Consider the following 20133-nt stretch of genomic DNA (forward strand, 5'->3'; position numbering starts at 1 on the left):
TCCCGCCTGCAGAGACAGTTCGACAAATCCATTCCTGCAGGTGCTCCGATGTGCGATAGTACCGAAACATACATAGTTAGCTAGGTCATCTACCGGAGGACGCATCCGGACCCCCAACACAGGGATTCCGAAATCATCGTTCGCCGGGACCGACTATCCAAAGGAACACCGATGAAACATCTGCGTGGCCTCCGTCCCGCCGGCGTGTTGGCGGCCTCCATCGTGGTCGTCGCGACCGCATTGACCGCCTGCAGCGGGGAGAGCAGCGATTCGGCGACGCAATCAGACGTCGCCGCCCCGCCCGCGTCGTTCCCCGGCAAGGCAGCCACCGGCGGTCCGATCAAGATCGGGTTGATCAACAATGAAGGTGGCCAAGCTATCTCGCAACCGGACAATCGCATGGCCGCAGAGGCTGCGGCCCAGTACGCGAACGAACAACTCGGCGGGATCGGTGGTCACACGATCAAGCTGGTGGAGTGCAAGAATGCCGAGGAACCCACCTCCGCGCGGGATTGTGCGAACCGGATGGTCGAGGAGAAGGTGTCCGCAGTCGTCGTGACCACCACCGGCCAGGGGGATGTGCTGGTACCCATCATCACCGGGGCCGGCATCCCGTACGTCTCCGCTTCGGGCCAGAGCATGCAGGAGCTGACCGCGAACAACTCGTACTTGTGGACCGGAGGCTTCCCGTCGAGCCTGCAGGCCATGGCTGCACACGCCAAGAGCGAGAACATGAAACACGTCACCGCCTTCACCATCGACGTGCCGGCCGCGGTCAACGGGCTCAAGGCCATCGGCGCGCCCGCATTCAAGGCCAACGGGGTCGACCTCCAGATCGTGACCATCCCGCCGGGCACCCCGGATGCCACGCCCCAGGTCAGTGCCGGTCTCGCGGATTCGCCGGAAGGCGTGGTCGTCGTCGGAGAGGGAACCCTCTGCACCGCTGCGCTGAAATCGCTCGGCACGCTCGGCTTCTCGGGGAGAAGATGGGCATCCAGGCATGCGCCACCCCGGATGTCGTCCAGGCAGTCGGCTCGGATATCAACGGCACCAAGATCTTCACCGCTGCCCAGACAACCGGCGACAACCCCGAGGCGACCCTGTATCGCAGTGTCATCGCCAAGTACGCCCCGGACACCGACATCTCGGGCTATGCGTACGTGGGATATCAGGGCGTGCTGGGACTGGTTCGGGCGACGCAGTCGCTCGAGGGGAGCGATACATCTCCCGCTGCGGTGTCCACCGCCATCCGAGGAGCGAAGGATGTCGTCCTGCCGGCCGGCGACGGCCTCACCTTCACCTGTGACGGATCTGCCAGCCCGCAGATGAAGGCGGTGTGTGGCAAGGGATCTGTCGTGGCGACCCTGCAGGACGGCAAGCTCGTCGATGCTCAGATCGTCGGCGGTCAGTAGCCGAGGACCATCCCGCCCACCGATCACGAGGCAATCCGATGACACAAGACATCCAGTTCTTGTTCCTGGGCCTGGGCAACGGCGCCGTCTATGCGGCGCTGGCCCTCGCCCTGGTCATGACCTACCGCAGCTCCGGGGTGGTGAACTTCGCGACCGGCGCCGTCGCGCTCTACATCGCCTACACCTTTGCCTACCTCCGCAACGGCGAGTTCCTGATCCCCATCCCCGGCTTCCCGAAGACGGTCGACCTCGGCGGCGAGCTCGACGTGTTGCCGGCGATGGCGATCTCACTGGCCATCGCCGCCGCGCTCGGCATATTGCTGTACTTCGCCGTGTTCCGGCTGCTGAGGACGGCTCCCGCCACTGCCAAGGCCGTCGCCTCCATCGCCCTCATGCTCGCGATCCAGGCGTTGCTCGCGGCGCGAGTGGGGACCACTCCGGTCTCAGTCGATCCGATCCTGCCGACCGGGATCGTCACGTTCGGTGACATCCGGGTTCCGGTAGACCGCATCTGGTTCGCCGGCATCGTCGTGGTGCTCACCGTGCTGCTGATCATCGCCTTCCGACTCACCCGTTTCGGGCTGGCGACCCGGGCGGCGGCCGAGACCGAGACCGGCGCACTCGTGACCGGCCTGTCCCCCGAGCGGATCGCGTACGCGAACTGGGCTCTGAGCACCATGATCGCGGGACTGTCCGGAATCCTGATCGCACCGATCGTGCCACTGATCCCGGTGTCCTACACGCTGTTCATCGTGCCCGCGTTGGCCGCCGCGCTGGTGGGCAACTTCAGCGCGATCGGACCGGCGGTCGCCGCGGGTCTCGGAATCGGCGTCCTGCAGTCGGAGATGACACACCTGCAGTCGACGATCGACTGGATGCCGCAGTCCGGGATGGCTGAGCTGATCCCGTTGGTGCTCATCCTCGTGTTCCTCGTGTTCCGCGGCAAGCCGCTCCCCACACGCGGCGCGATCATCCAGAACACGCTCGGCGCAGCGCCGCGTCCGAAGAATCCGGTCGTCACCGGGGCGATCTGGACCCTGATCGCCCTCGGCTTCCTGTTGTTCACCCAGGGCAGCTATCGCGGTGCGATCATCATGACGTTCACGCTGGCCATCATCGCGCTCTCGCAGGTCGTCGTGACGGGATTCGCAGGGCAGATCTCGCTGGCACAGTTGACACTCGGCGGCGTCGGCGCGTTCATGCTGAGCAGATTCACCGTGGACATGGGCATCCCGTTCCCGTTCGCCCCGATTCTCGCGGCGCTCGTCGCCACGGTCGTCGGAGTCGTGGTGGGCCTGCCCGCGTTGCGCATCCGCGGCCTACCGGTGGCTGTCGTCACCCTCGGCCTCGCGGTGTTTCTCGAAGCATTCTGGTTCCGTAACAACAAGTTCAACGGTGGCATCGACGGAGCCCACGTCTCCGATCCGTCACTGTTCGGGCTGGACCTCGGGATCGGGTCCGGCGACGCGTATCCGCGCATCGCCTTCGGAGTGGTCTGCCTCGTGGTCCTCGTCGTGACGGCCCTGGCCGTGGTACGGCTACGAACCAGCCGGCTCGGTGCCTCGATGCTCGCCATTCGGGCAAACGAGCGTTCGGCAGCCGCCTCCGGAATCAACGTGTCGCGAACCAAGTTGGTCGCGTTCGCGATCGGCGCATTCATCGCCGGCATCGGCGGATCCCTGATGGCCTATCAACAGACCATGGCGGTACCCGAGGCGTTCACCGCCATCGGCGGCATCGCGATGTTCGCGGTGTGTTACCTCGCCGGCATCACATGTGTCTCCGGGGCAATGCTCGCCGGCATCATGGGCGCCGGCGGCATCCTGTTCGTCTTCCTCGACCGAGTCGCCAACGTCGGCGAGTACTACTCGGTTATCACCGGAATCCTGCTCGTCATCACCGTGATCGCCAATCCCGAGGGCATCATCTCCGACATCTACAAGCGCCTCGGGCAGCTCCGGACCAGACTCGGCAGGTCGTCGGACACCAGTGCACTCAGCACCGATCTCGATGTCGCACTGACGGACGACGAGATCCATCTCGACACGGCGAGCGAAGTCGGTGGCGTCGTCCTGTCGGCACAGGGTGTGGGAGTCCACTACGGAGGGATCACGGCGCTCGACGACGTGTCGCTCGAGGTGCGCGAAGGCGAGATCATCGGCCTCATCGGCCCCAACGGCGCCGGCAAGACGACGTTCATCGACGCGATCAGCGGCTTCGCCGATGCCGACGGCACCGTGTCGCTCGTCGGCAGGCCCCTCGACGGGCTACGCGCATATCAGCGCAGTCGCGCAGGACTCGGCCGGACCTTCCAAGGTATCGACCTGTACGACGACCTGTCGGTCCGCGAGAACGTGTCTGTCGGCTCCACCGCATCCCTGCACCGAGGCTCCGACCGGCCGCCCCTCGACACCGAGCAGATGAACCACTTGTTCGAGGTCTTGCATCTCGACAAGGTCGTCGATCGGCCGGTCCGGGAGCTCTCGCAGGGTCAGCGACAACTCGTGTCGGTTGCCCGTGCGCTGGCGGGACGTCCACGGGTAGTGCTGCTCGACGAACCCGCCGCCGGACTCGACACCACCGAGAGCGCGTGGCTGGGCCACCGGCTCCGCGCGATCCGCGACGCCGGGACCACCATCGTCATGGTCGATCACGACATGGAGCTGGTTCTCGAGGTCTGCGATCGGATCGTGGTCCTCGACCTCGGTAAACGGATCGCGATCGGCACACCCGATGAGGTCCGCAACAACCCGGAGGTCACCCGTGCCTATCTCGGTGCGACCCACAGCGGCAAGGAGGTGAACGCATGACCGCGGCTCTGAGATGCGAAGGTCTGCAGGCCGGCTACGCGAAAGGTCGTCCATGCGTGCGCGATCTGGATCTGGAGGTCCGCCCGGGCGAGGTGCTCGCCCTGCTGGGCCCCAACGGCGCCGGCAAGACGACCGCGCTGCTGACGCTGGCCGGTCTGCTGCCCAGCCTCGGCGGCACCGTCGAGGTGTCGGGAACCGCGGTCAAGTCCGGGCACGCGCGGGCCGCATCGCGGGCGGGACTCGTCCTGGTCCCGGACAACCGGGAACTGTTCACCACGCTGACCGTCGAAGAGAACCTGCGACTCGCGGTGCGCGCTCGGCGGCAGTGGACGAGTGAGCGTGACGCGATCCTCGACTACTTCCCCGGCCTCCGTGATCGCCTGCAGGTGCAGGCAGGTGCACTGTCGGGTGGCGAACAACAGATGCTGGCCATCGGTCGCGCGCTGGCCCAGCACCCAACCGTCCTGCTGATCGATGAGCTGAGTATGGGGCTTGCGCCGGTCATCGTCGAGCGACTGTTGCCGGTCATGCGGCAGGTTGCCGACACCACCGAGACCGCGGTGGTCCTCGTGGAACAGCATGTGCACCTGGCTCTCGAGGTGGCGGACACCGCGCTGGTCTTGCGGCACGGGGTCAACGTGCTCGAGGGTGACTCCCGAACCCTCTCCGCCACTCCGGAACTCATCGAACAGGCATACCTCGGCGCCCACCACAACGGTGGGGGATCCGAAACGATGGCTCCCGCCGAATCCGTTCAGTAGCGCCACCACGCTTCTGCAGACGCCGATGACGATTGCGAATCCGACTATTTCGCGCACGAAACCGAAGATCAGCTCCTGACGTACCACGAGATCGCGGCACAAGTCGCTCCGCCGAAAGGGACCCCATGAAAACCGTCCGCCGTCCGTACACCACGCGGATCATCGCCGCGGCCGCTGCAGCGGTTCTGTTTGCCAGCGTGTCAGCGTGCAGCAGCGACGACGACCCCGAGAGCGCCAGCAGCAGCGCCGCCGTACCGTCCGATGCGTTTCCCGGCAAAGCAGCCGCCGGCGCACCGGTCCGTATCGGCCTCATCGCCAACGAAGGCGGACAGGCGATGTCGCTGCCGGAAACCCGCGAGGCCGCGGAGGCGGCCACGAAGTACGCCAACGAGAACCTCGGGGGGATCGCCGGTCGGCCCATCGAATTGGTCATCTGCAAGGAGCAGGAGGACCCGGTGTCCGCTCGGAACTGTGCCAATCAGATGGTCGAGCAGAAAGTTCCCGCAGTCGTGGTGACCAACACCGGGCTCGGCAGCGTCATCGCGCCGATCATCACGAAGGCGGGAATCCCATACATCACTGCGCTCGGTGGCAGTCCGGCTGAGATCAACAGCGACAATTCCTACGTATGGACCGCCGGCTCCAACACGTCACAGGCGATGGCGAGGTTCGCCAAGGAACAGGGAATGAAGTCGGTGGTCGCCTACAGTATCGACAGCCCCGCGGCGACCGGTTCGTTGACCAACATCGGTGGCCCCGCATTCCGTGCCGCCGGCATGGATTTCAAACTGATCACCATCCCGTTCGGTACCGCCGATGCGACCCCCCAGGTGAGTGCCGGGCTCGACGCCAATCCGGACGGAGTATTGGTGTACGGCGAGTCAACGGTCTGCACGTCAGTCCTGAAGGCGCTGAACACCTTGGGTTCGAAGGCGATTCCGATCTCACCGCAGACCTGCGCGGCTCCCGAAGTGGTCCAGGCCGTCGGCGCCACCGGTATGGAGAACCTCAGGGTGTTCAGCAGCGCCGACACGGTTTCCGACGATCCCGAAAGCGTTCTGTACCGGACGATCATGAAGAAGTACTCGCCGGACACCCCGACCCAGGGGTATGCGGTCACCGGGTATCAGGGCATGCTGGGCCTGGTCCGCGCCACTGCGGGTCTGACCGGCGACGTCACGCCGGAGTCGGTCGGCACCGCGATCAAGAAGGCCCAGAAGGTGGAACTGCCCGCCGGAGACGGCATCACTTTCACCTGTGATGGCACAGCGATCCCCGGCCTGAAGTCCCTGTGCGGCGATACGATGATCGTGCTCACGATGAAGGACGGCGAACTGACAGATCCGACCAAGGTCAGCGTCTCGAAGCAGTAGCGAGCCTCCGACTGATATGTTCCGCGGCACCGGTGAACCTCACCGGTGCCGCGGTTCTCATCGGCCTGAAGACAGCGAGCCCGCATCAACCGTTCCCCGAGGAGCGAACCTGCGACAGTCACGAAGGGTGGCCCCCAGGAACGCACCCGCATCAACCGTTCCCCGAGGAGCGAGCCCGCGAGCGTCACGAAGGGCGACGGCGATCAACCGGGGTGACGGGCGGCCAGATCGCGCCCGATGATCTCCTTCATGATCTCGGTGGTCCCACCGACGATCGTCTGCACCCGTGCATCCGCGTAGGCGCGCGAGATCGGATATTCGTCCATGTAGCCGTAGCCACCGTGCATCTGCAGACAGCCGTTGATGACCCGGTTCTGCAACTCGGTGGTCCACCATTTCGCCTTGGCGCCCAGCGTGGCGTCGAACTCGCCCGCGTTGAGCGCCAGGATGCCCTGCTCGAGGAACGCCCGCGTGATCTCCACCTCGGTGGTCATCTCGGCGAGCTTGAAACGTGTGTTCTGGAAATCGATGATCCGCGTACCGAACGCCTTGCGTTCGCTCGTATACCGCACGGTCCAGTCGAGGGCGGCCTCGGCCGCGGCCAATGCCCGCCATGCGATCGAGAGGCGCTCGAGTGGCAGTTGCGCCGTGAGATGATGAAAGCCACGTCCCTCGTCGCCCACCAGGTTCTCCGCGGGCACGCGTACGTCGGTGAACGAGATCTCGGCGGTGTCCTGGGCGTGTAGACCCAGTTTGCGCAACTTGCGGCCGCGCTCGAAGCCTGCCGACGTGGTCGGTACCAGGATGAGCGACAGTTGGGGCCTGCCGTTCTTCGCACCGGTGCGCGCAGCCGTGAGCACCACGTCCGACGAGTATCCACTCGTGATGAATGTCTTGGCCCCGTTGATGATCCATTCGTCACCACTTCGGACCGCCGTGGTCTTCATACCGCGCAGGTCACTGCCGGCGGCAGGCTCGGACATCGCGATCGACGCGACGACGTCACCCTGTGCCATGCCGGGCAGCCAGTCCCGCTTCTGCTTCTCGGTTCCGAGTTCGTTGAGGTACGACCCGACGATGTCCTCGTTGATCGAGAATCCCGATGCCAGCGACGCGGCCCCGACACGTGCCAGTTCTTCCTGGACCACACATCGGAACCGATAGTCGCGTGCCCCGCCACCGCCGTACTCCTCAGGCGTACGCACCCCGAGAATTCCCAATGCCCCGGCGGATTTCCAGACTTCGCGCCCGGTTTCGCGGTCGTCCTCCCACTGCTCGAGGTTCGGTGTCACGTCGCGGGCGACGAAACTCTCGACGACCTGCCGAAAGGCGTTGTGGTCGTCGTCGTAGAAGCGTTGCGGCACGGTAGTTCTCCTCGGTCGGGATCATTGATGCGATACGACACCGGATTGCGGTTCGTCGGCCAGCTCGTAGAGGGTCGCGTTCGCCGTTCCCCCGCCTTCACAGATGGCCTGCAACCCATATCGGATGCCTTGATCGCGCATGTGGTTGATCAGCCTGGTGGTCAGGATCGCGCCCGACGCACCAAGTGGGTGACCGACCGCGATCGCACCGCCGAGTGGATTGACCCGATCCGGATCGGCTCCCAGTTCGATCTGCCAGGCCAGCGGTACCGGTGCGAACGCCTCGTTGATCTCCACCGCACCGATCTCGTCGATCGAGAGCCCCGTGCGCGCCAAGAGTTTCTGTGTCGCCGGGATCGGTCCCGTCAGCATCAGTACAGGGTCATCACCGACCACCGACCCGGCCACCAGACGGACGATAGGACGCAAACCCAGCTCAGCGGCCTTCTGAGACGTCATGATCATGACACCCGCGGCACCGTCGGAGATCTGTGAGGCGTTTCCCGCGTGGATGACCCCACCCTCCCGGAACGAGGGGTTGAGCCCGGCGAGCTTCTCCGGGTGGTGCCGCGCCGTAAACCCTCGTCGACGGCGAGCACCCCGTCGGCGGTTTCCACCGGCACCACTTGGGTTTCGAACGCACCTCGGTCGATGGCGTCGGCCGTCAGTTGGTGTGAGCGTGAGGCGTATTCGTCGAGAGCGAGACGGGACAGGCCCCATTTGTCGGCGATCATCTCGGCACCCTGACCCTGGTTCAGTTCATCGACCCCGTAGCGATCGAAGACAGTCTGCCCGTACGGGAAGCCACTCTCCCGGGCCGCCCCGAGCGGCACCCTGGACATCGTCTCGACTCCGCCCGCGATCGCGACCTCGTAGGCACCGGCGATCACGGCGTGTGCCGCCGATTCGATCGCCTGCTGACCGGAACCGCAAGCCCTGTTGATCGTCACCGCGGGAACCGAGTCCGGCCATCCGGCGGCGAGCACCGCGAATCGGCCCACATTGCTGGACTGATCGCCGAGCTGGGTTACGCAGCCCCACATGACATCATCGACGATGCCCGGGTCGACACCCGTGCGCCGCACCAGCTCTCGAAGGACGATCGCCGAGAGATCGGCGGCATGAACACCGGCGAGCGAGCCGTTCCGCTTACCGATTGGCGTCCGGACCGCTTCGACGATCACGGCATCACGATCAGGCATGGGTTGCTCCAGTCGGTCGCGGGTGGATTGGATCGGCTCCAAACCTAGTATTCCTGGTTGACCAGGTCAACGGTCGAGAGGCTCACTCCCCACCTCTCCAGCAGTTGATCGGGGCTGCCGCCATCCGGCACGAATCCCATGGGAAGCTTTGGCGTCCATCGGTTCTCACCCGTGGTCAGCAGCACATCACGGTCTGCCATCTGTGGATGCCCCGCAGCCTCGGACAGGTCCAGAACCGGGGCGAGGCATGCATCGGTCTCCTGAGCCCGATCGGCCCACTCGTCTCTCGTGCGCCGTCGCACTGCCGTCGCGATCTTCTCGCGCAAGCCCGGCCAGTTCACGGGGAGCTCGCGTCCCTGGACCAATTCCGGGTCCAACTCGAGCACCTCGAGCAGTCGAACGAAGAACGGTTCTTCGAGCGCACCGACGGCCACGAACCGATCGTCCGCGCACGCATACACGTCGTAGTACGGGGCGCCGGTGTCCAACCGGTTCGTTCCCGGCTCGTCGGACCAGACACCCCGCGCCCGATACTCGTGTTGCATCGACGTGAGATAGGTTGCCCCGTCGACGATGGCGACGTCGAGCACCGTTCCCTCGCCGGTACGAACGCGTTCGTGCAGGGCAGCCAGGACCGCAGTGACGAGATACATTGCCCCACCCCCGAAGTCACCGAGGAGATTGGCGGTCGGAACGGGGCGGCCACCGGCACGAGTGGCAAGGTGCAGGGCGCCGGTCACGGCGATGTAGGTCAGATCGTGCCCCGCCGTCCGTGCGAGCGGGCCGGTCTGACCCCACCCGGTCATCCGCGCATAGATCAGCCCGGACTCGCGCGGCCGCAGGTCCTCTGGTCCGAGTCCGAGGCGTTCCATCACGCCCGGCCGGAACCCCTCGACCACGACGTCGGCGGCGGCGATGATCTCGCGGACTTCCGATACCACCTGCTGATCCTTGAGATCGACATCGAGGATCGCGCGATTACGCGCCAGCGCCGGTACCGCGGCCCCCGGACGGCGCAACGAGATCACGTCGGCACCGAGGTCCGCCAGAAGCATGCACCCGAAGGGTGCCGGTCCGAGGCCCAGCATCTCGACCACACGTAGCCCGCTCAACGGTCCCGACTGCACGGCTCACCTCGTTCCACGGTTGCCGGCCTGCCGGAAGACACTCTGGATCACCGTGTTTCGATGGCACGTTCGGGGCACGCCGCGACGGCCTCGAGGGCCAGTGCCTCGTCTCCCTCCGGAACACTGATCTCGGCGTTCAGTGCATAGCCACCGTCATCGATCTCGAACATTTCGGGCGAGGTGGCAAAGCAACGCGCGTGTCCGGCGCACTTGTCGAGGTCGATCGAGACTTTCATCGCGAACTCCGTTTCGGTGATCGTGGTATCCGGTGATCGTGGTATCCGCTGTCGGACGTACCCGTGCTTCACGGCTCAGGTGACCGCACCGGCAATCTTCAGGGCGATCAGCTGGTCGTCGTCGAGGCCCAGTTCACGAAGCACTTCGTCGGTGTGTTCGGCGAATTGGGGTGCACGGGTGAGCGACACGGGTGCATTGTCGAACTTGACCGGATTGGCCACCAGCTTCTGTGGGTTGCCCTCGGCATCGACCATGTCGGCGATACGACCGTTGGCGGTGAGGGCCTGGTCGTTGCCAAGATCCCAGGAATCCTGCAGAACCGCCCACTGTCCGCGGATGTCCTTCAGCGCAGCACGCCAGTGGTCGAGAGGTTGTGCGCCGATGATCTCCGAGAAGATGTCCAGCGCCTGCGTGTAATGCTCGGTGATCAGTGCGTCGGTCCGGAATCTCTCGTCGTCGACGAGTTCGTCGTGGCCGATCGCGCGGCAGAACTCCGGCCAATAGCGTCGCGCCTGCAGCATGGACAATTGAATCCACCGTCCATCCGACGTGCGGTAGGCCCCGGAGAGCGGATTACCCGCACTCGCAGAACGCTTCTCCGAAGAGGGCGCAGGCATCGCCTCACCGCGCATCAGGGCCATGTTCACGGTGAACTGCGTGGCCCACGCACCCACCGCGAGGAGCGAGACGTCGATCTCCGACGGTTCCCCGGTCATCGCACGACCGTAGAGCGCCGCCGCGATCCCGCCCGCGATGGTCATTCCTCCGATGTTGTCCCCGTATGCTCCAGCCGGCATGAAGCTGACCCGCTCCGCCTCCGCAGGGGTGGTACCGAAGGCGCTGCCACCGCGCGCCCAGAACGCGGTCGAGTCATAGCCTCCCTTGTCCGCATCCGGCCCCTCGGAACCGAAGCCACTCCCGGACACGTAGATGATGTCGGGATTGATCGCCCGGATGTCCTCGAGCGTGATCCCGAGTTTGCTACGCGCGGCCGGCAGAAAATTCGTCAGGAAGACGTCACTCTTCTTGACGAGTTCTTCGAGCACGGGACGGGACTCGGGTCGTTCGAGTGCGATTCCCACACTGCGTTTCCCGCGATTCGGACCTTCCATGATGGGAGCGAAAGACGAACCGGCCAGGTCGTATCCGAGCACCCGCACCAGTCCGCGCTGGGCGTCACCCTTCTCCGCGTGCTCGACCTTGACGATGTCCGCACCCCAGTCGGCCAGGACCGCTCCGGCGGCCGGGACAAAGGTGAACTGCGCCACCTCGAGAATGCGGACGCCTTCCATCGGGCGGTGCATGCCTACTCCTCACGGTTCGTCCGGCCCTGGCGGTCTCCATTCCGCGCGCCCGACCGGTGGTTCGTCTCGGTCCATGGTGTGACGATCTGCGCGGTGTCGGGCCTTTCCTCCCGGCGAGTGGGACGGAACGGCTCGGCCTGCGCACATCCTCATGCCGCGAGCAGTTCGAGGATGGTGGCGTTCGCTTGACCGCCGCCTTCACACATCGTCTGCAATCCGTATCGGATGTGATTGCGCCGCATATGCGCGATGAGGTCTGTCATGATCCGTGCGCCCGAACCCCCCAGCGGATGACCGAACGCGATGGCACCACCGTTCGGATTGAGAACCTCGTCGTCCACTCCGACCTCCCGTTGCCATGCCAGTGGCACGGTCGCAAAGGCCTCGTTGACCTCGAACACACCGATGTCGGAAACGTCCAGATGCGCCTTCGCGAGTGCCTTCGCGGTGGCTGGGATCGGCCCGGTCAGCATGATCACGGGGTCCGCCCCCGTCACGACGGCCGTGTGCACCCGTGCCAGAGGGGTCAACGAGTGCCGCCGGGCGGCCTCCTCGCTCATCACCAGCAGCGCCGCGGCACCGTCGGAGACCTGGGAGGCGTTGCCCGCGTGTATGACCCCGTCCTCGGCGAATACGGGCTTGAGTTTCGCCAGGGTCTCGACCGAAGTCCCGCGACGGATGCCCTCGTCCGCGGACACGATGCCATCCGCCGTCGTCACCGGGACGATCTGCCGGTCGAGCCATCCCGCATCCTGCGCGGCCGCTGCCCGCTCGTGTGAGCGGGCGGCATACGCATCGACGTCGTTGCGTGACAGACCCCACTTCTCCGCGATCATCTCCGCACCGATCCCCTGGTTCGGCACGATGCCGTCGTACCGATCACGGTATCGCTGCGTGAACGGGCTCTCGCCGACCGACGTGGACGAGCCCATCGGCACCCGTGACATCGACTCCACGCCCCCCGCGACGACCACATCGTAGTGACCCGCTTCCACACTGGCGACCGCGAAATTGAGTGCCTGTTGCGATGATCCGCACTGCCGGTCGACGGTCACGCCCGGGATCGATTCCGGCCAGCCGGCCGTCAACACCGCAGTTCGGGCGATGTCGATGGCCTGTTCGGAGACCTGTTGGACACATCCCCAGATGACGTCGTCGACGACCCCCGGATCGATTCCGCTCCGTTCCACGAGCCCGTCGAGGACGGTGGCGGACAGATCCGCCGGATGAATCCCGGACAGACGTCCCTTCTTGCGGCCGACAGGGGTACGGACGGCTTCGACGATCACTGCAGACATCAGAATCTCCTTGACGAACGGGCGGCTCCGCTCGGCGGGCCGCGCGGTGGATGTGCCGCGTCAGGCGGTCGACGCCTCCAGTTCGGCGACGAGTTCGAGCAGCCGACGACGGTCGACCTTGAGAGACACACTGCGAGGCAGGGATTCGACTGCGTGGATGGCCACCGGGACCTCGTATCCGGTGAGATGGTCGCGCAGGAACTCTTTCAGCTCCGACTCGTCGATCACCCGGTTACCATCCACCAGTTCCACAACCGCCACCGGGACCTGTCCCAATCGGTCGTCGTCCTTGCCGTAGACCGTGGCGTCGAGGACCGCGCTGTGCTCACGCAGGGCGTTGGCCACCACCTCAGGTTGCACCTTGAACCCACCGCGGATGATGGCGTCGTCGGCTCGACCGTCGATGTAGAGAAATCCGTCGCCATCGATGTGAGCGAGATCGCTGGTGTGCACCCACTCGTCGGAGCCCGATCCGGTCTGTCCCGAGCACACCTCCAGCGCACCCGTCTCTCCCCGTGGGAGAACCAGACCTTTGTCGTCGACCACGCGCAACTGCACGCCGGGGAAGGGACGGCCGACACTCCCGCGCTTCGTTGTCCACCATTGCGCGTGCATCGGCTTCGTCCAGCCGGCGACCGCACCCGAGAACTCGGTCGCGCCATAGACGGTGAGCACCGGGATGTCGTAGCGCGCGATGAACTCGTCGGCCAGATCGGGGCTCAGAAACGTGGTACCGGCGGTCACCGCCCGCAGACTGGCCAGCTTGTCCACGGGCACCTCTGCGTTGAGGAGCGAGCGCATCGCGGCAGGAGGCAGGCTCGCGATCCTCGGCTTGTGTTCCTCGACAGCACCGACCCACCCCTCCACGGTGAACCTGGGCAACAACACAAATGGCCGTGCCTCGGTGAGCGCTTGGAGCACGCCCCACATGCCTCCGATGTGCACGATGGCGAGGGTCACCAGTGCCACCCGCCCGGTCAAGGGTTCGCGCGCCGACCGTGCGGCGCCGACATGGCCGTGTACCGCGGACATCGCGGCGTCGAGCTGACGCCAGGTCAGCGGAACCCGCTTGGGTGGACCGGTCGTCCCCGAGGTGAACATCTCGATCGCCACCGTGTCGGTGGTGCTCGCATCGTCGACGCTTGCCGCCCCCCGAGTCGCGCGATGTGCCATCCCGGCATCGATGACATAGCCATCGGTGGCGAGTTCGCTTACAGTGGAGACGAATTCGTCGATTTCCCAGAGTTCCCCAGGGGCCAGCACCACGCGTGGAAGAGCTTGTCGCAGATCGGCGGTCAGCCGACCGACAGGTTGCATGGGATTGAGCGTCGTGATCGTGCGGCCGGTACTCAGAAGAGCGATCAGTGCGGCGATCGACTCCATACGATTTCCCAGGACCACCGCGATGCGCGATCCCTCGGACGCTCCGGACACACTCAGCTCATGATCGATGCTCTCGACGAGGAGGCGCACCTCGCCCCACGTGTACCACCGACCGTCTTGCTGGAGCACCCGGGCATCGTCTGGGGCCGACCACAACTCGCGAAGCGCTTGCCTGATACCCGTCACGACGCCTCCGTTCCGCACAAACCGACGTTTGCGCGCGCGAACCCGATGGATCTGCGAGCGGTGACACCCGCTCTCCCGATGGCACGGTCCCGATGCAGGAGCGGCCAGGTCTATGCGTCAAAGATATCTGACATAGTTAACTATGACAACCCCCAAAGGCGGCCGCGAGATACTCGTCCACGTGCGGCCGGACGATCAGCGCGGCAGCCCCAGTCCACGTTCGGCGATCATGTTGCGCATGATCTCCGAACTGCCGCCCGCGATGGTGTACGCACGCGCGTAGAGGAACTCGTCCTGCCATCGACCGTGATCGACCACCGATTCGTCACCCGCGACCAGGATGCCTTCCTCACCGCAGAGCTCCAGCGCAAAGGCAGCGATCTCCACACCCAGTTCGCTGAACATCAGCTTCGTCATCGGGGCATCACCCGCACGGACGTCCCCACGAGACACCCTGGTGAGGGCCGCGTAGACCAGGGCCGACAAGGCATCCACCGACGCGGACAGTTCGCCGAGACGTTCCCTGACCGCATCGTCTTCGATCGCCGGTCGTCCACGGCGCCGGACGGTCCCGGCAAGCTCGAACAGGGCGGAGATGTTGCGCTGCAGGCGAACCGCGTTGTTCGCAACGCCCGACCGCTCGTGGCCGAGGCTGGAGTTCGCGATCCGCCAGCCCTGGTCGATCTCTCCGATCAGCGCGCTCTCGTCCACCTCGACGTCGTCGAGGAAGACCTCGTTGAAATCGGCGGTGCCGGTCATCTCACGCAGTGGCCGGACGTCGACGCCCGGCAGGCTCATGTCGATGATGAAGGCACTGATTCCCTTGTGCTTGGGTGCTTCTGGATTCGTCCGCGCGAGCAGGTAGCCGTAGTCGGCCCACTGCCCGTTCGTCGTCCACACCTTCTGGCCGGTGATTCGGAAGCCACCGTTGTCCAGTCGGGTGGCCCGGGTCCGCAACGAGGCCAGATCGCTTCCGGAGCCCGGCTCGCTGAAGAGCTGACAGAATATGTGTTCGCCCGACCGGATCCCGGCGAGGTATGCCTGCTTCTGTTCGTCGGTGCCGTGATCGATGAGCGCATGGGCGACCAGATTTGCGGCGCCTTGGACAGGGGCGGGCGCGCGGTGCCGCGCGATCTCCTCGCCGACCACCACATCTCGTTCGAGTTGGTGATCGGGGCCGTTTCCGCCGTATTCGCGCGGCCAAGAACCTCCGACGTAGCCGGCCTCGAACAGCTTGCCCGTCCACGCTTTGAGCAGGCCGAGTTCTCTCTGGTCCTCTGCGACACGGACACCCGCCTTGGGCGGGATCGCGGGCGCGTGGCGGCGGACGAAGTCGCGAACCTCCGCGCGGAAATCGTCCAATTCGGCTGTCACTCCGTACTTCACGATCGAACACCCTTCTGTATCGGAATGCGTGGCGCACGTCGGCCGACGATCAGCGGACCTCGTAGTCGCGCGTCGCGACCTCAGCCCTGTTCACCTGGGCCTTGCCGATGGGGTTGCCCAACGACGTGTACGACATTCCCGTTGCCAGCGCATGAGATCTGCCGACGTCCCGGGATTCCCAGATCGCCCGCACACTGCCCTGGATGGCCGCAGGAGGCTTCGCAGCGATCCGTCGCGCCAGGGACTCCGCCCGCGTCCACAGGTCTGCTCGGGCGACGATCTCACTCACGAACCCGATCTCGCGTGCCCGTTGCGCCGACATCCGCTCATCGAGACCGAGCAAGACCATGCGAAGGACCTCACCGATCGGGATCCGGTGAGCCAGCCCGATCGGTTCCAACGCCGCGACGAGGCCGTAGGACACGTGCGGATCGAAGAACTGGGCATCGTCACTGGCGACGATGATGTCCGCCTCGTTGAGCCAGTAGAGCGCACCGCCCGCGACCATCCCGTGGACCGCGCAGATCAATGGTTTCCAGCAGCCGTTGTGTTTGGGAGACAGATCGTTCCCGGGATCGCGGCGACTGAAGACGTTGTCGGAGATGAAGGTTCCCTCGCGGGTGTCCATACCGGTCGAGAAGGCACGGTCACCGGCGGCGCGCAGGACCATGACGTGGATGTCGTCGTCCTCGCGTGCGTGTTCCCAGATCTGCCGGAATTCCGCACGCATCGTGTTGGTGAACGAATTGAGCCGTTCGGGACGGTTGAGCGTGAGCGTCAGAACATTGTCGTCGAGCTCCGCGATCACTGTGGTCAGGGCATCGAGGTCCACGATGTCGTCCTCCTTCGTCGACGGGACGGATACTCATTCACGTCGGTGGCATTCGCCATGACCGCTGAACTCCGCCGGTCGGGCGACCGGTCCGTGCGTCGAGGTGAGTATCGCACCGCCGGGCACCCCATCACGCCCCGTTCACCGACGCCGGCGCCGACTCGGTCACCAGCCGGTCGACCACATGCCGGCGGACGAGCTTCCCCGTCTCCGTGCGTGGCACCTGGTCCCAGAAGACAAATCGCTCCGGGGTCTTGCTGCCGCGTAACGCCGCGCGGACATGGTCGCGAAGCCCCTCGGCGTCCCGATCCGCGTCGGCCCGCAGGACCACAACGGCCTCGATGCGCTGACCCCACTCTTCGTCGGGCACACCCACCACCGCGACGTCGAGAACGTCGGGATGACGCAAGATGACGTCCTCTATCTCGGCCGGCGCGATGTTCTCCGCGCCCCGGATGATCGTGTCGTCGGCGCGTCCACCGACGAAGAGAAAGCCATCGTCGTCCACGAATCCCTTGTCACGGGTATCGAAGAACCCCTGCCCGTCGACGACACGGCCGACGCCGGCATATTCCGCCGAGACCTGTTCGCCGGACACGCATATCCTCCCGACATGGCCGGGCGGGAGAAGCGCCCCGTCGTCGTCGCGGATCTCGATCCGTACACCCGGTAGCGCCCGGCCGACGGAACCGAGACGCGTTCGCACGCGTTCGTCGTCGCTGGCCAATGCATCCCGGTGGTCCTGCGGACCGAGCACCGCGATCGTCGAACTCGTCTCGGTGAGGCCGTAGGCATTCACGAAACCGACCTCGGGCCAGAGTCGCAGGGCCTCTTCGATCACGCGCGACGGCATCGGTGCGCCGCCGTACGCGAGGTTTCGCAGCGACGGAATCGATTTGTCTGCATCGGTTTCCACGATGCGGGCCAGCATCGTCGGGACCACCAGGGCGTTCGTGACGTGCTCGTCGCGCACGGTCTGCAGCCACTCCTCCGGGGTGAACTGCTCCAGCACAAGTGTCCGCCTGCCTGCGTACAGATTGCTGATGACATTGGCCACGGCCGCAATGTGATACGGCGGAACGCTCACCAATGCGGCCTCTGTCTCCCCGGCGTTCGCGAATTCCACCGAACCGAACACATAGGAGGTGAGGTTCTCGTTGCGCAGCAGCACCCCCTTGGGGGCGGCCGTCGTCCCGGACGTGTAGATGATCACCGCGGGCGCATTGCTCTCGATCGACGGCTGGTCGGCCTCGGTCACCGGCGTGGTTGCCCGCGTCTGATCCAGCCATTGCTCCGTGGTCAGCACCTGTAGGCCGGCACGTTCGAGGATCGGCGCGTGCTCGGGATCTGCGATCCCCAGTGCCGAGGGATGATTCGCGAGAAGTGCATCGAGTTGTTCACGACCCAACCGATAGTTGACCGGCACCAGCGGAACGCCGGCACGGGCAGCCGAGAACATCGCCACCGGGAATGCCGGTCCGTTGACCGCGAGGTACACCACCGCATCGGCACGCGACCTGCGGATGATCTCCGCGCCCGCGGTGGACATGGACCGTAGGCCGATCGCGGTGATGCCCGAATCCCGGGTACCCACGACGACCCGTTCTCCGAAACCATCCGCGGCCATGTCCGACAACAACGCGATGTTCATCTGATACCCCAGTCCTCATCTCGGTCGAGTCCGTCCATCGACTCTGCCCGACGGTCCGACATAGTTTAGATAGTATTACAAGTGAGAACAAGGCCCGCCCGGCCGGGCGGCGCTCCGGATACGTGAATGGTGAGGAGCAGCATGGACATCGCAGGCAAGTCGGCGGTCGTGGTCGGCGGAGCATCCGGGATGGGTCGGGCCACGGCCGTGGCCCTGGCTCGGGCAGGTGCGCACGTGGCCATCCTGGACCGGGAGGGCAGCGACGGCAAGGACCTGGCCACGGAGATCGGAGGGATCTTCCACCCAGCCGACATCACCGATTTCGACGGTGTGGAGGAGGTCCTCGCGGCGGCGGTGGCAGAACTCGGCGGACTCCATGTCGCGGTCAACACCGCAGGCGGCGGCAAGGTGCAGAAGACATTGGGCCGCAATGGTCCTCACGACCTCGACATGTACCGGCAGGTGATCGATCTGAACCTCGTGGGTACCTTCAACCTGAACCGTCTGCAGGCGCTGCACATGTCGGCCAACGATCCGGTTGACGATGAACGAGGGGTCATCGTCAACACCTCGTCCCTGGCCGCGTTCGAAGGGCAGATCGGCCAGGTCGCCTATGCGGCCGCGAAGGCCGGGATCGCCGGCAGCGCCCTGGTCATGGCTCGCGACCTCGGCCCGCTCGGGATCCGAGTGCTCGCGATCGCACCCAGCCTCTTCTCTACCGGCGCCACAGCGGGATTCACCGATGAGCAGGTCGCCCCATTGGTGAAGGATGCCGCCTTCCCCAAACGCATGGGACGCCCAGAGGAGTACGCGAAACTCGCGCTGGCGATCGTGGACAACCCGATGTTGAACGGCCAGTGCATCCGCCTGGACGCCGGCCAACGGTTCGCACCGCGTTAGTGCGTCGGACGCCCACACATCGGATGCTCAGTCGAGGAGGTCCTGCACCCGCAGATCTTCTCGGCCGAGCATCACGAACTCGCGGGCGACGCCCATGTGCTTCTGCCAGTGGGTGAATGCGCCCGCACCATCGCGTGCCCGCAACAGTTTGATGAATCGCCGCTGCGAGCGGACGAAGAGCTTGTAGTTCGATTCATGTTGGGAGCGGTCGGAATCGAGACGTTCCTTGGCAAACGCGACATGATTGCGTTCGAAGATCTCGTGGACCATGCCGGCGATCAGGGCGAGGGTCGGACTCCCCGACAGCTGGACCATCCGCAGGTGGAAATCCGCTGCTGCACGGCCCAGCTGGCCCGATGCGAACTCGGCCGGCACGACCTCGTCGACGAATTGCTCCAGCTCGTCGAACGCCTCTTCGCTGCCCTCCGCGGCGAGCAGGCGCGCTGCGGCTGGTTCGACGGCCTCGAGCGCGCGATAGACATCGGCCACGGTCGCTCCGGACAACTCCAGCAGGAGCGAGGCCGGCCGGGCAACCACCTCGGGACCTGGCACACACACCTTGGCGCCCGATCGCGACCCTCGTCGCACCTCCACCAGCCGTTCGGCCTCCAGCACGCGGATCGCCTCACGCAACGTCGGTCGGCTCACCGAGAACAGCTCCATGAGCTCGGCCTCGTTGGGCAGATGGTCTCCTGCCTTGAGCTCACCGTCGACGACCATCCCACGCAACCGCCGGGCCACCAGTTCGGCGGTTTTCGGCGTCCGGATACCGCGTTCGGCATCGTGGCGTGTCGAGAAGACCCGGACGGTCGGGTTGTCGGTCACGTGGGGTGTCCTCTCCAGTCGACAACGTTCACTTGTTAAGTTACCTCACCAGCGCCGTTGTCCGCGCCAGACGCCATTCCGT

At 65.4% G+C, this 20133-nt stretch carries 15 protein-coding genes and 2 pseudogenes; 6 read left to right on the plus strand and 11 right to left on the minus strand.

All coding sequences use genetic code 11. The features are described from left to right. Nucleotides 1-171 precede the first annotated feature (171 nt). From GTV32_RS24030 to GTV32_RS11515, 5 genes and pseudogenes are all read left to right on the plus strand, one after another. Nucleotides 172-930 (plus strand): annotated as a pseudogene (locus GTV32_RS24030) (ABC transporter substrate-binding protein); the annotation flags it as partial. A 56-nt stretch (nucleotides 931-986) separates the two neighbouring features. After that, the gene (locus tag GTV32_RS24035) at nucleotides 987-1412 is read left to right on the plus strand and encodes a hypothetical protein (protein WP_343287468.1); all 426 of its coding nucleotides are present in this window, start codon (nucleotides 987-989) and stop codon (nucleotides 1410-1412) included. Between the two features lie 38 nt (nucleotides 1413-1450). Continuing rightward, entirely contained in the window at nucleotides 1451-4222 is a 2772-nt protein-coding gene (locus GTV32_RS11505; protein ID WP_161060436.1) for a branched-chain amino acid ABC transporter permease/ATP-binding protein, read from the plus strand. Further along, nucleotides 4219-4983: an ATP-binding cassette domain-containing protein gene (locus GTV32_RS11510; RefSeq protein ID WP_161060437.1), complete on the plus strand. Its 765-nt coding sequence runs from the start codon at nucleotides 4219-4221 to the stop codon at nucleotides 4981-4983. Before GTV32_RS11505 ends, GTV32_RS11510 begins: the two co-directional genes overlap by 4 nt. A gap of 125 nt (nucleotides 4984-5108) precedes the next feature. Then, nucleotides 5109-6356, plus strand: coding sequence for an ABC transporter substrate-binding protein (locus GTV32_RS11515; protein WP_161060438.1), 1248 nt, complete (start codon nucleotides 5109-5111; stop codon nucleotides 6354-6356). 203 nt (nucleotides 6357-6559) lie between these two features. Here the strand turns inward: GTV32_RS11515 and GTV32_RS11520 are convergent, their stop codons facing one another. The 10 genes and pseudogenes from GTV32_RS11520 to GTV32_RS11565 form a co-directional block, all read right to left on the minus strand. Continuing rightward, a complete protein-coding gene (locus GTV32_RS11520; RefSeq protein WP_161060439.1) occupies nucleotides 6560-7720 on the minus strand; it encodes an acyl-CoA dehydrogenase family protein in 1161 nt (386 codons plus the stop codon). Between the two features lie 21 nt (nucleotides 7721-7741). Further along, nucleotides 7742-8922: pseudogene (locus GTV32_RS11525) on the minus strand (thiolase family protein). Nucleotides 8923-8966: 44 nt separating this feature from the next. After that, on the minus strand, nucleotides 8967-10049 hold the full coding sequence (locus GTV32_RS11530) for a CaiB/BaiF CoA-transferase family protein (RefSeq protein ID WP_343287300.1): 1083 nt from the start codon (nucleotides 10047-10049) through the stop codon (nucleotides 8967-8969). Between the two features lie 47 nt (nucleotides 10050-10096). Continuing rightward, on the minus strand, nucleotides 10097-10285 hold the full coding sequence (locus GTV32_RS11535) for a ferredoxin (RefSeq protein WP_161060440.1): 189 nt from the start codon (nucleotides 10283-10285) through the stop codon (nucleotides 10097-10099). A gap of 75 nt (nucleotides 10286-10360) precedes the next feature. Continuing rightward, nucleotides 10361-11590 carry a CaiB/BaiF CoA-transferase family protein gene (locus tag GTV32_RS11540; RefSeq protein ID WP_161060441.1) on the minus strand — a complete coding sequence of 410 codons (1230 nt, stop codon included), beginning with the start codon at nucleotides 11588-11590 and terminating at the stop codon, nucleotides 10361-10363. Between the two features lie 149 nt (nucleotides 11591-11739). Continuing rightward, the gene (locus GTV32_RS11545; RefSeq protein WP_161062470.1) at nucleotides 11740-12891 is read right to left on the minus strand and encodes a thiolase family protein; all 1152 of its coding nucleotides are present in this window, start codon (nucleotides 12889-12891) and stop codon (nucleotides 11740-11742) included. Between the two features lie 57 nt (nucleotides 12892-12948). Then, nucleotides 12949-14457: a class I adenylate-forming enzyme family protein gene (locus GTV32_RS11550; RefSeq protein ID WP_161060442.1), complete on the minus strand. Its 1509-nt coding sequence runs from the start codon at nucleotides 14455-14457 to the stop codon at nucleotides 12949-12951. 195 nt (nucleotides 14458-14652) lie between these two features. After that, the gene (locus tag GTV32_RS11555; protein WP_161060443.1) at nucleotides 14653-15843 is read right to left on the minus strand and encodes an acyl-CoA dehydrogenase family protein; all 1191 of its coding nucleotides are present in this window, start codon (nucleotides 15841-15843) and stop codon (nucleotides 14653-14655) included. A gap of 49 nt (nucleotides 15844-15892) precedes the next feature. Then, nucleotides 15893-16675: an enoyl-CoA hydratase/isomerase family protein gene (locus GTV32_RS11560; RefSeq protein WP_343287301.1), complete on the minus strand. Its 783-nt coding sequence runs from the start codon at nucleotides 16673-16675 to the stop codon at nucleotides 15893-15895. Nucleotides 16676-16805: 130 nt separating this feature from the next. After that, the gene (locus GTV32_RS11565; protein ID WP_161060444.1) at nucleotides 16806-18326 is read right to left on the minus strand and encodes a fatty acid--CoA ligase family protein; all 1521 of its coding nucleotides are present in this window, start codon (nucleotides 18324-18326) and stop codon (nucleotides 16806-16808) included. A 141-nt stretch (nucleotides 18327-18467) separates the two neighbouring features. Here GTV32_RS11565 and GTV32_RS11570 point away from each other — a divergent pair, with 141 nt between their 5' ends. Further along, on the plus strand, nucleotides 18468-19226 hold the full coding sequence (locus tag GTV32_RS11570; protein ID WP_161060445.1) for an SDR family NAD(P)-dependent oxidoreductase: 759 nt from the start codon (nucleotides 18468-18470) through the stop codon (nucleotides 19224-19226). Nucleotides 19227-19253: 27 nt separating this feature from the next. Here the strand turns inward: GTV32_RS11570 and GTV32_RS11575 are convergent, their stop codons facing one another. After that, the gene (locus GTV32_RS11575) at nucleotides 19254-20051 is read right to left on the minus strand and encodes a GntR family transcriptional regulator (protein WP_161060446.1); all 798 of its coding nucleotides are present in this window, start codon (nucleotides 20049-20051) and stop codon (nucleotides 19254-19256) included. Between the last annotated feature and the right edge of the window lie 82 nt (nucleotides 20052-20133).

Origin of the sequence: Gordonia sp. SID5947 (assembly GCF_009862785.1) — a bacterium.
Classification (GTDB): Bacteria; Actinomycetota; Actinomycetes; order Mycobacteriales; family Mycobacteriaceae; genus Gordonia.

Excerpts from the sequence above, each read along its gene's own strand:
- GTV32_RS11510 (WP_161060437.1), top strand. The coding sequence starts at position 4,219 with ATGACCGCGGCTCTGAGATGCGAAGGTCTGCAGGCCGGCTACGCGAAA.
- GTV32_RS11540 (WP_161060441.1), bottom strand. The coding sequence starts at position 11,590 with ATGCACCGCCCGATGGAAGGCGTCCGCATTCTCGAGGTGGCGCAGTTC.
- GTV32_RS11505 (WP_161060436.1), top strand. The coding sequence starts at position 1,451 with ATGACACAAGACATCCAGTTCTTGTTCCTGGGCCTGGGCAACGGCGCC.
- GTV32_RS11565 (WP_161060444.1), bottom strand. The coding sequence starts at position 18,326 with ATGAACATCGCGTTGTTGTCGGACATGGCCGCGGATGGTTTCGGAGAA.
- GTV32_RS24035 (WP_343287468.1), top strand. The coding sequence starts at position 987 with ATGGGCATCCAGGCATGCGCCACCCCGGATGTCGTCCAGGCAGTCGGC.
- GTV32_RS11570 (WP_161060445.1), top strand. The coding sequence starts at position 18,468 with ATGGACATCGCAGGCAAGTCGGCGGTCGTGGTCGGCGGAGCATCCGGG.
- GTV32_RS11535 (WP_161060440.1), bottom strand. The coding sequence starts at position 10,285 with ATGAAAGTCTCGATCGACCTCGACAAGTGCGCCGGACACGCGCGTTGC.
- GTV32_RS11515 (WP_161060438.1), top strand. The coding sequence starts at position 5,109 with ATGAAAACCGTCCGCCGTCCGTACACCACGCGGATCATCGCCGCGGCC.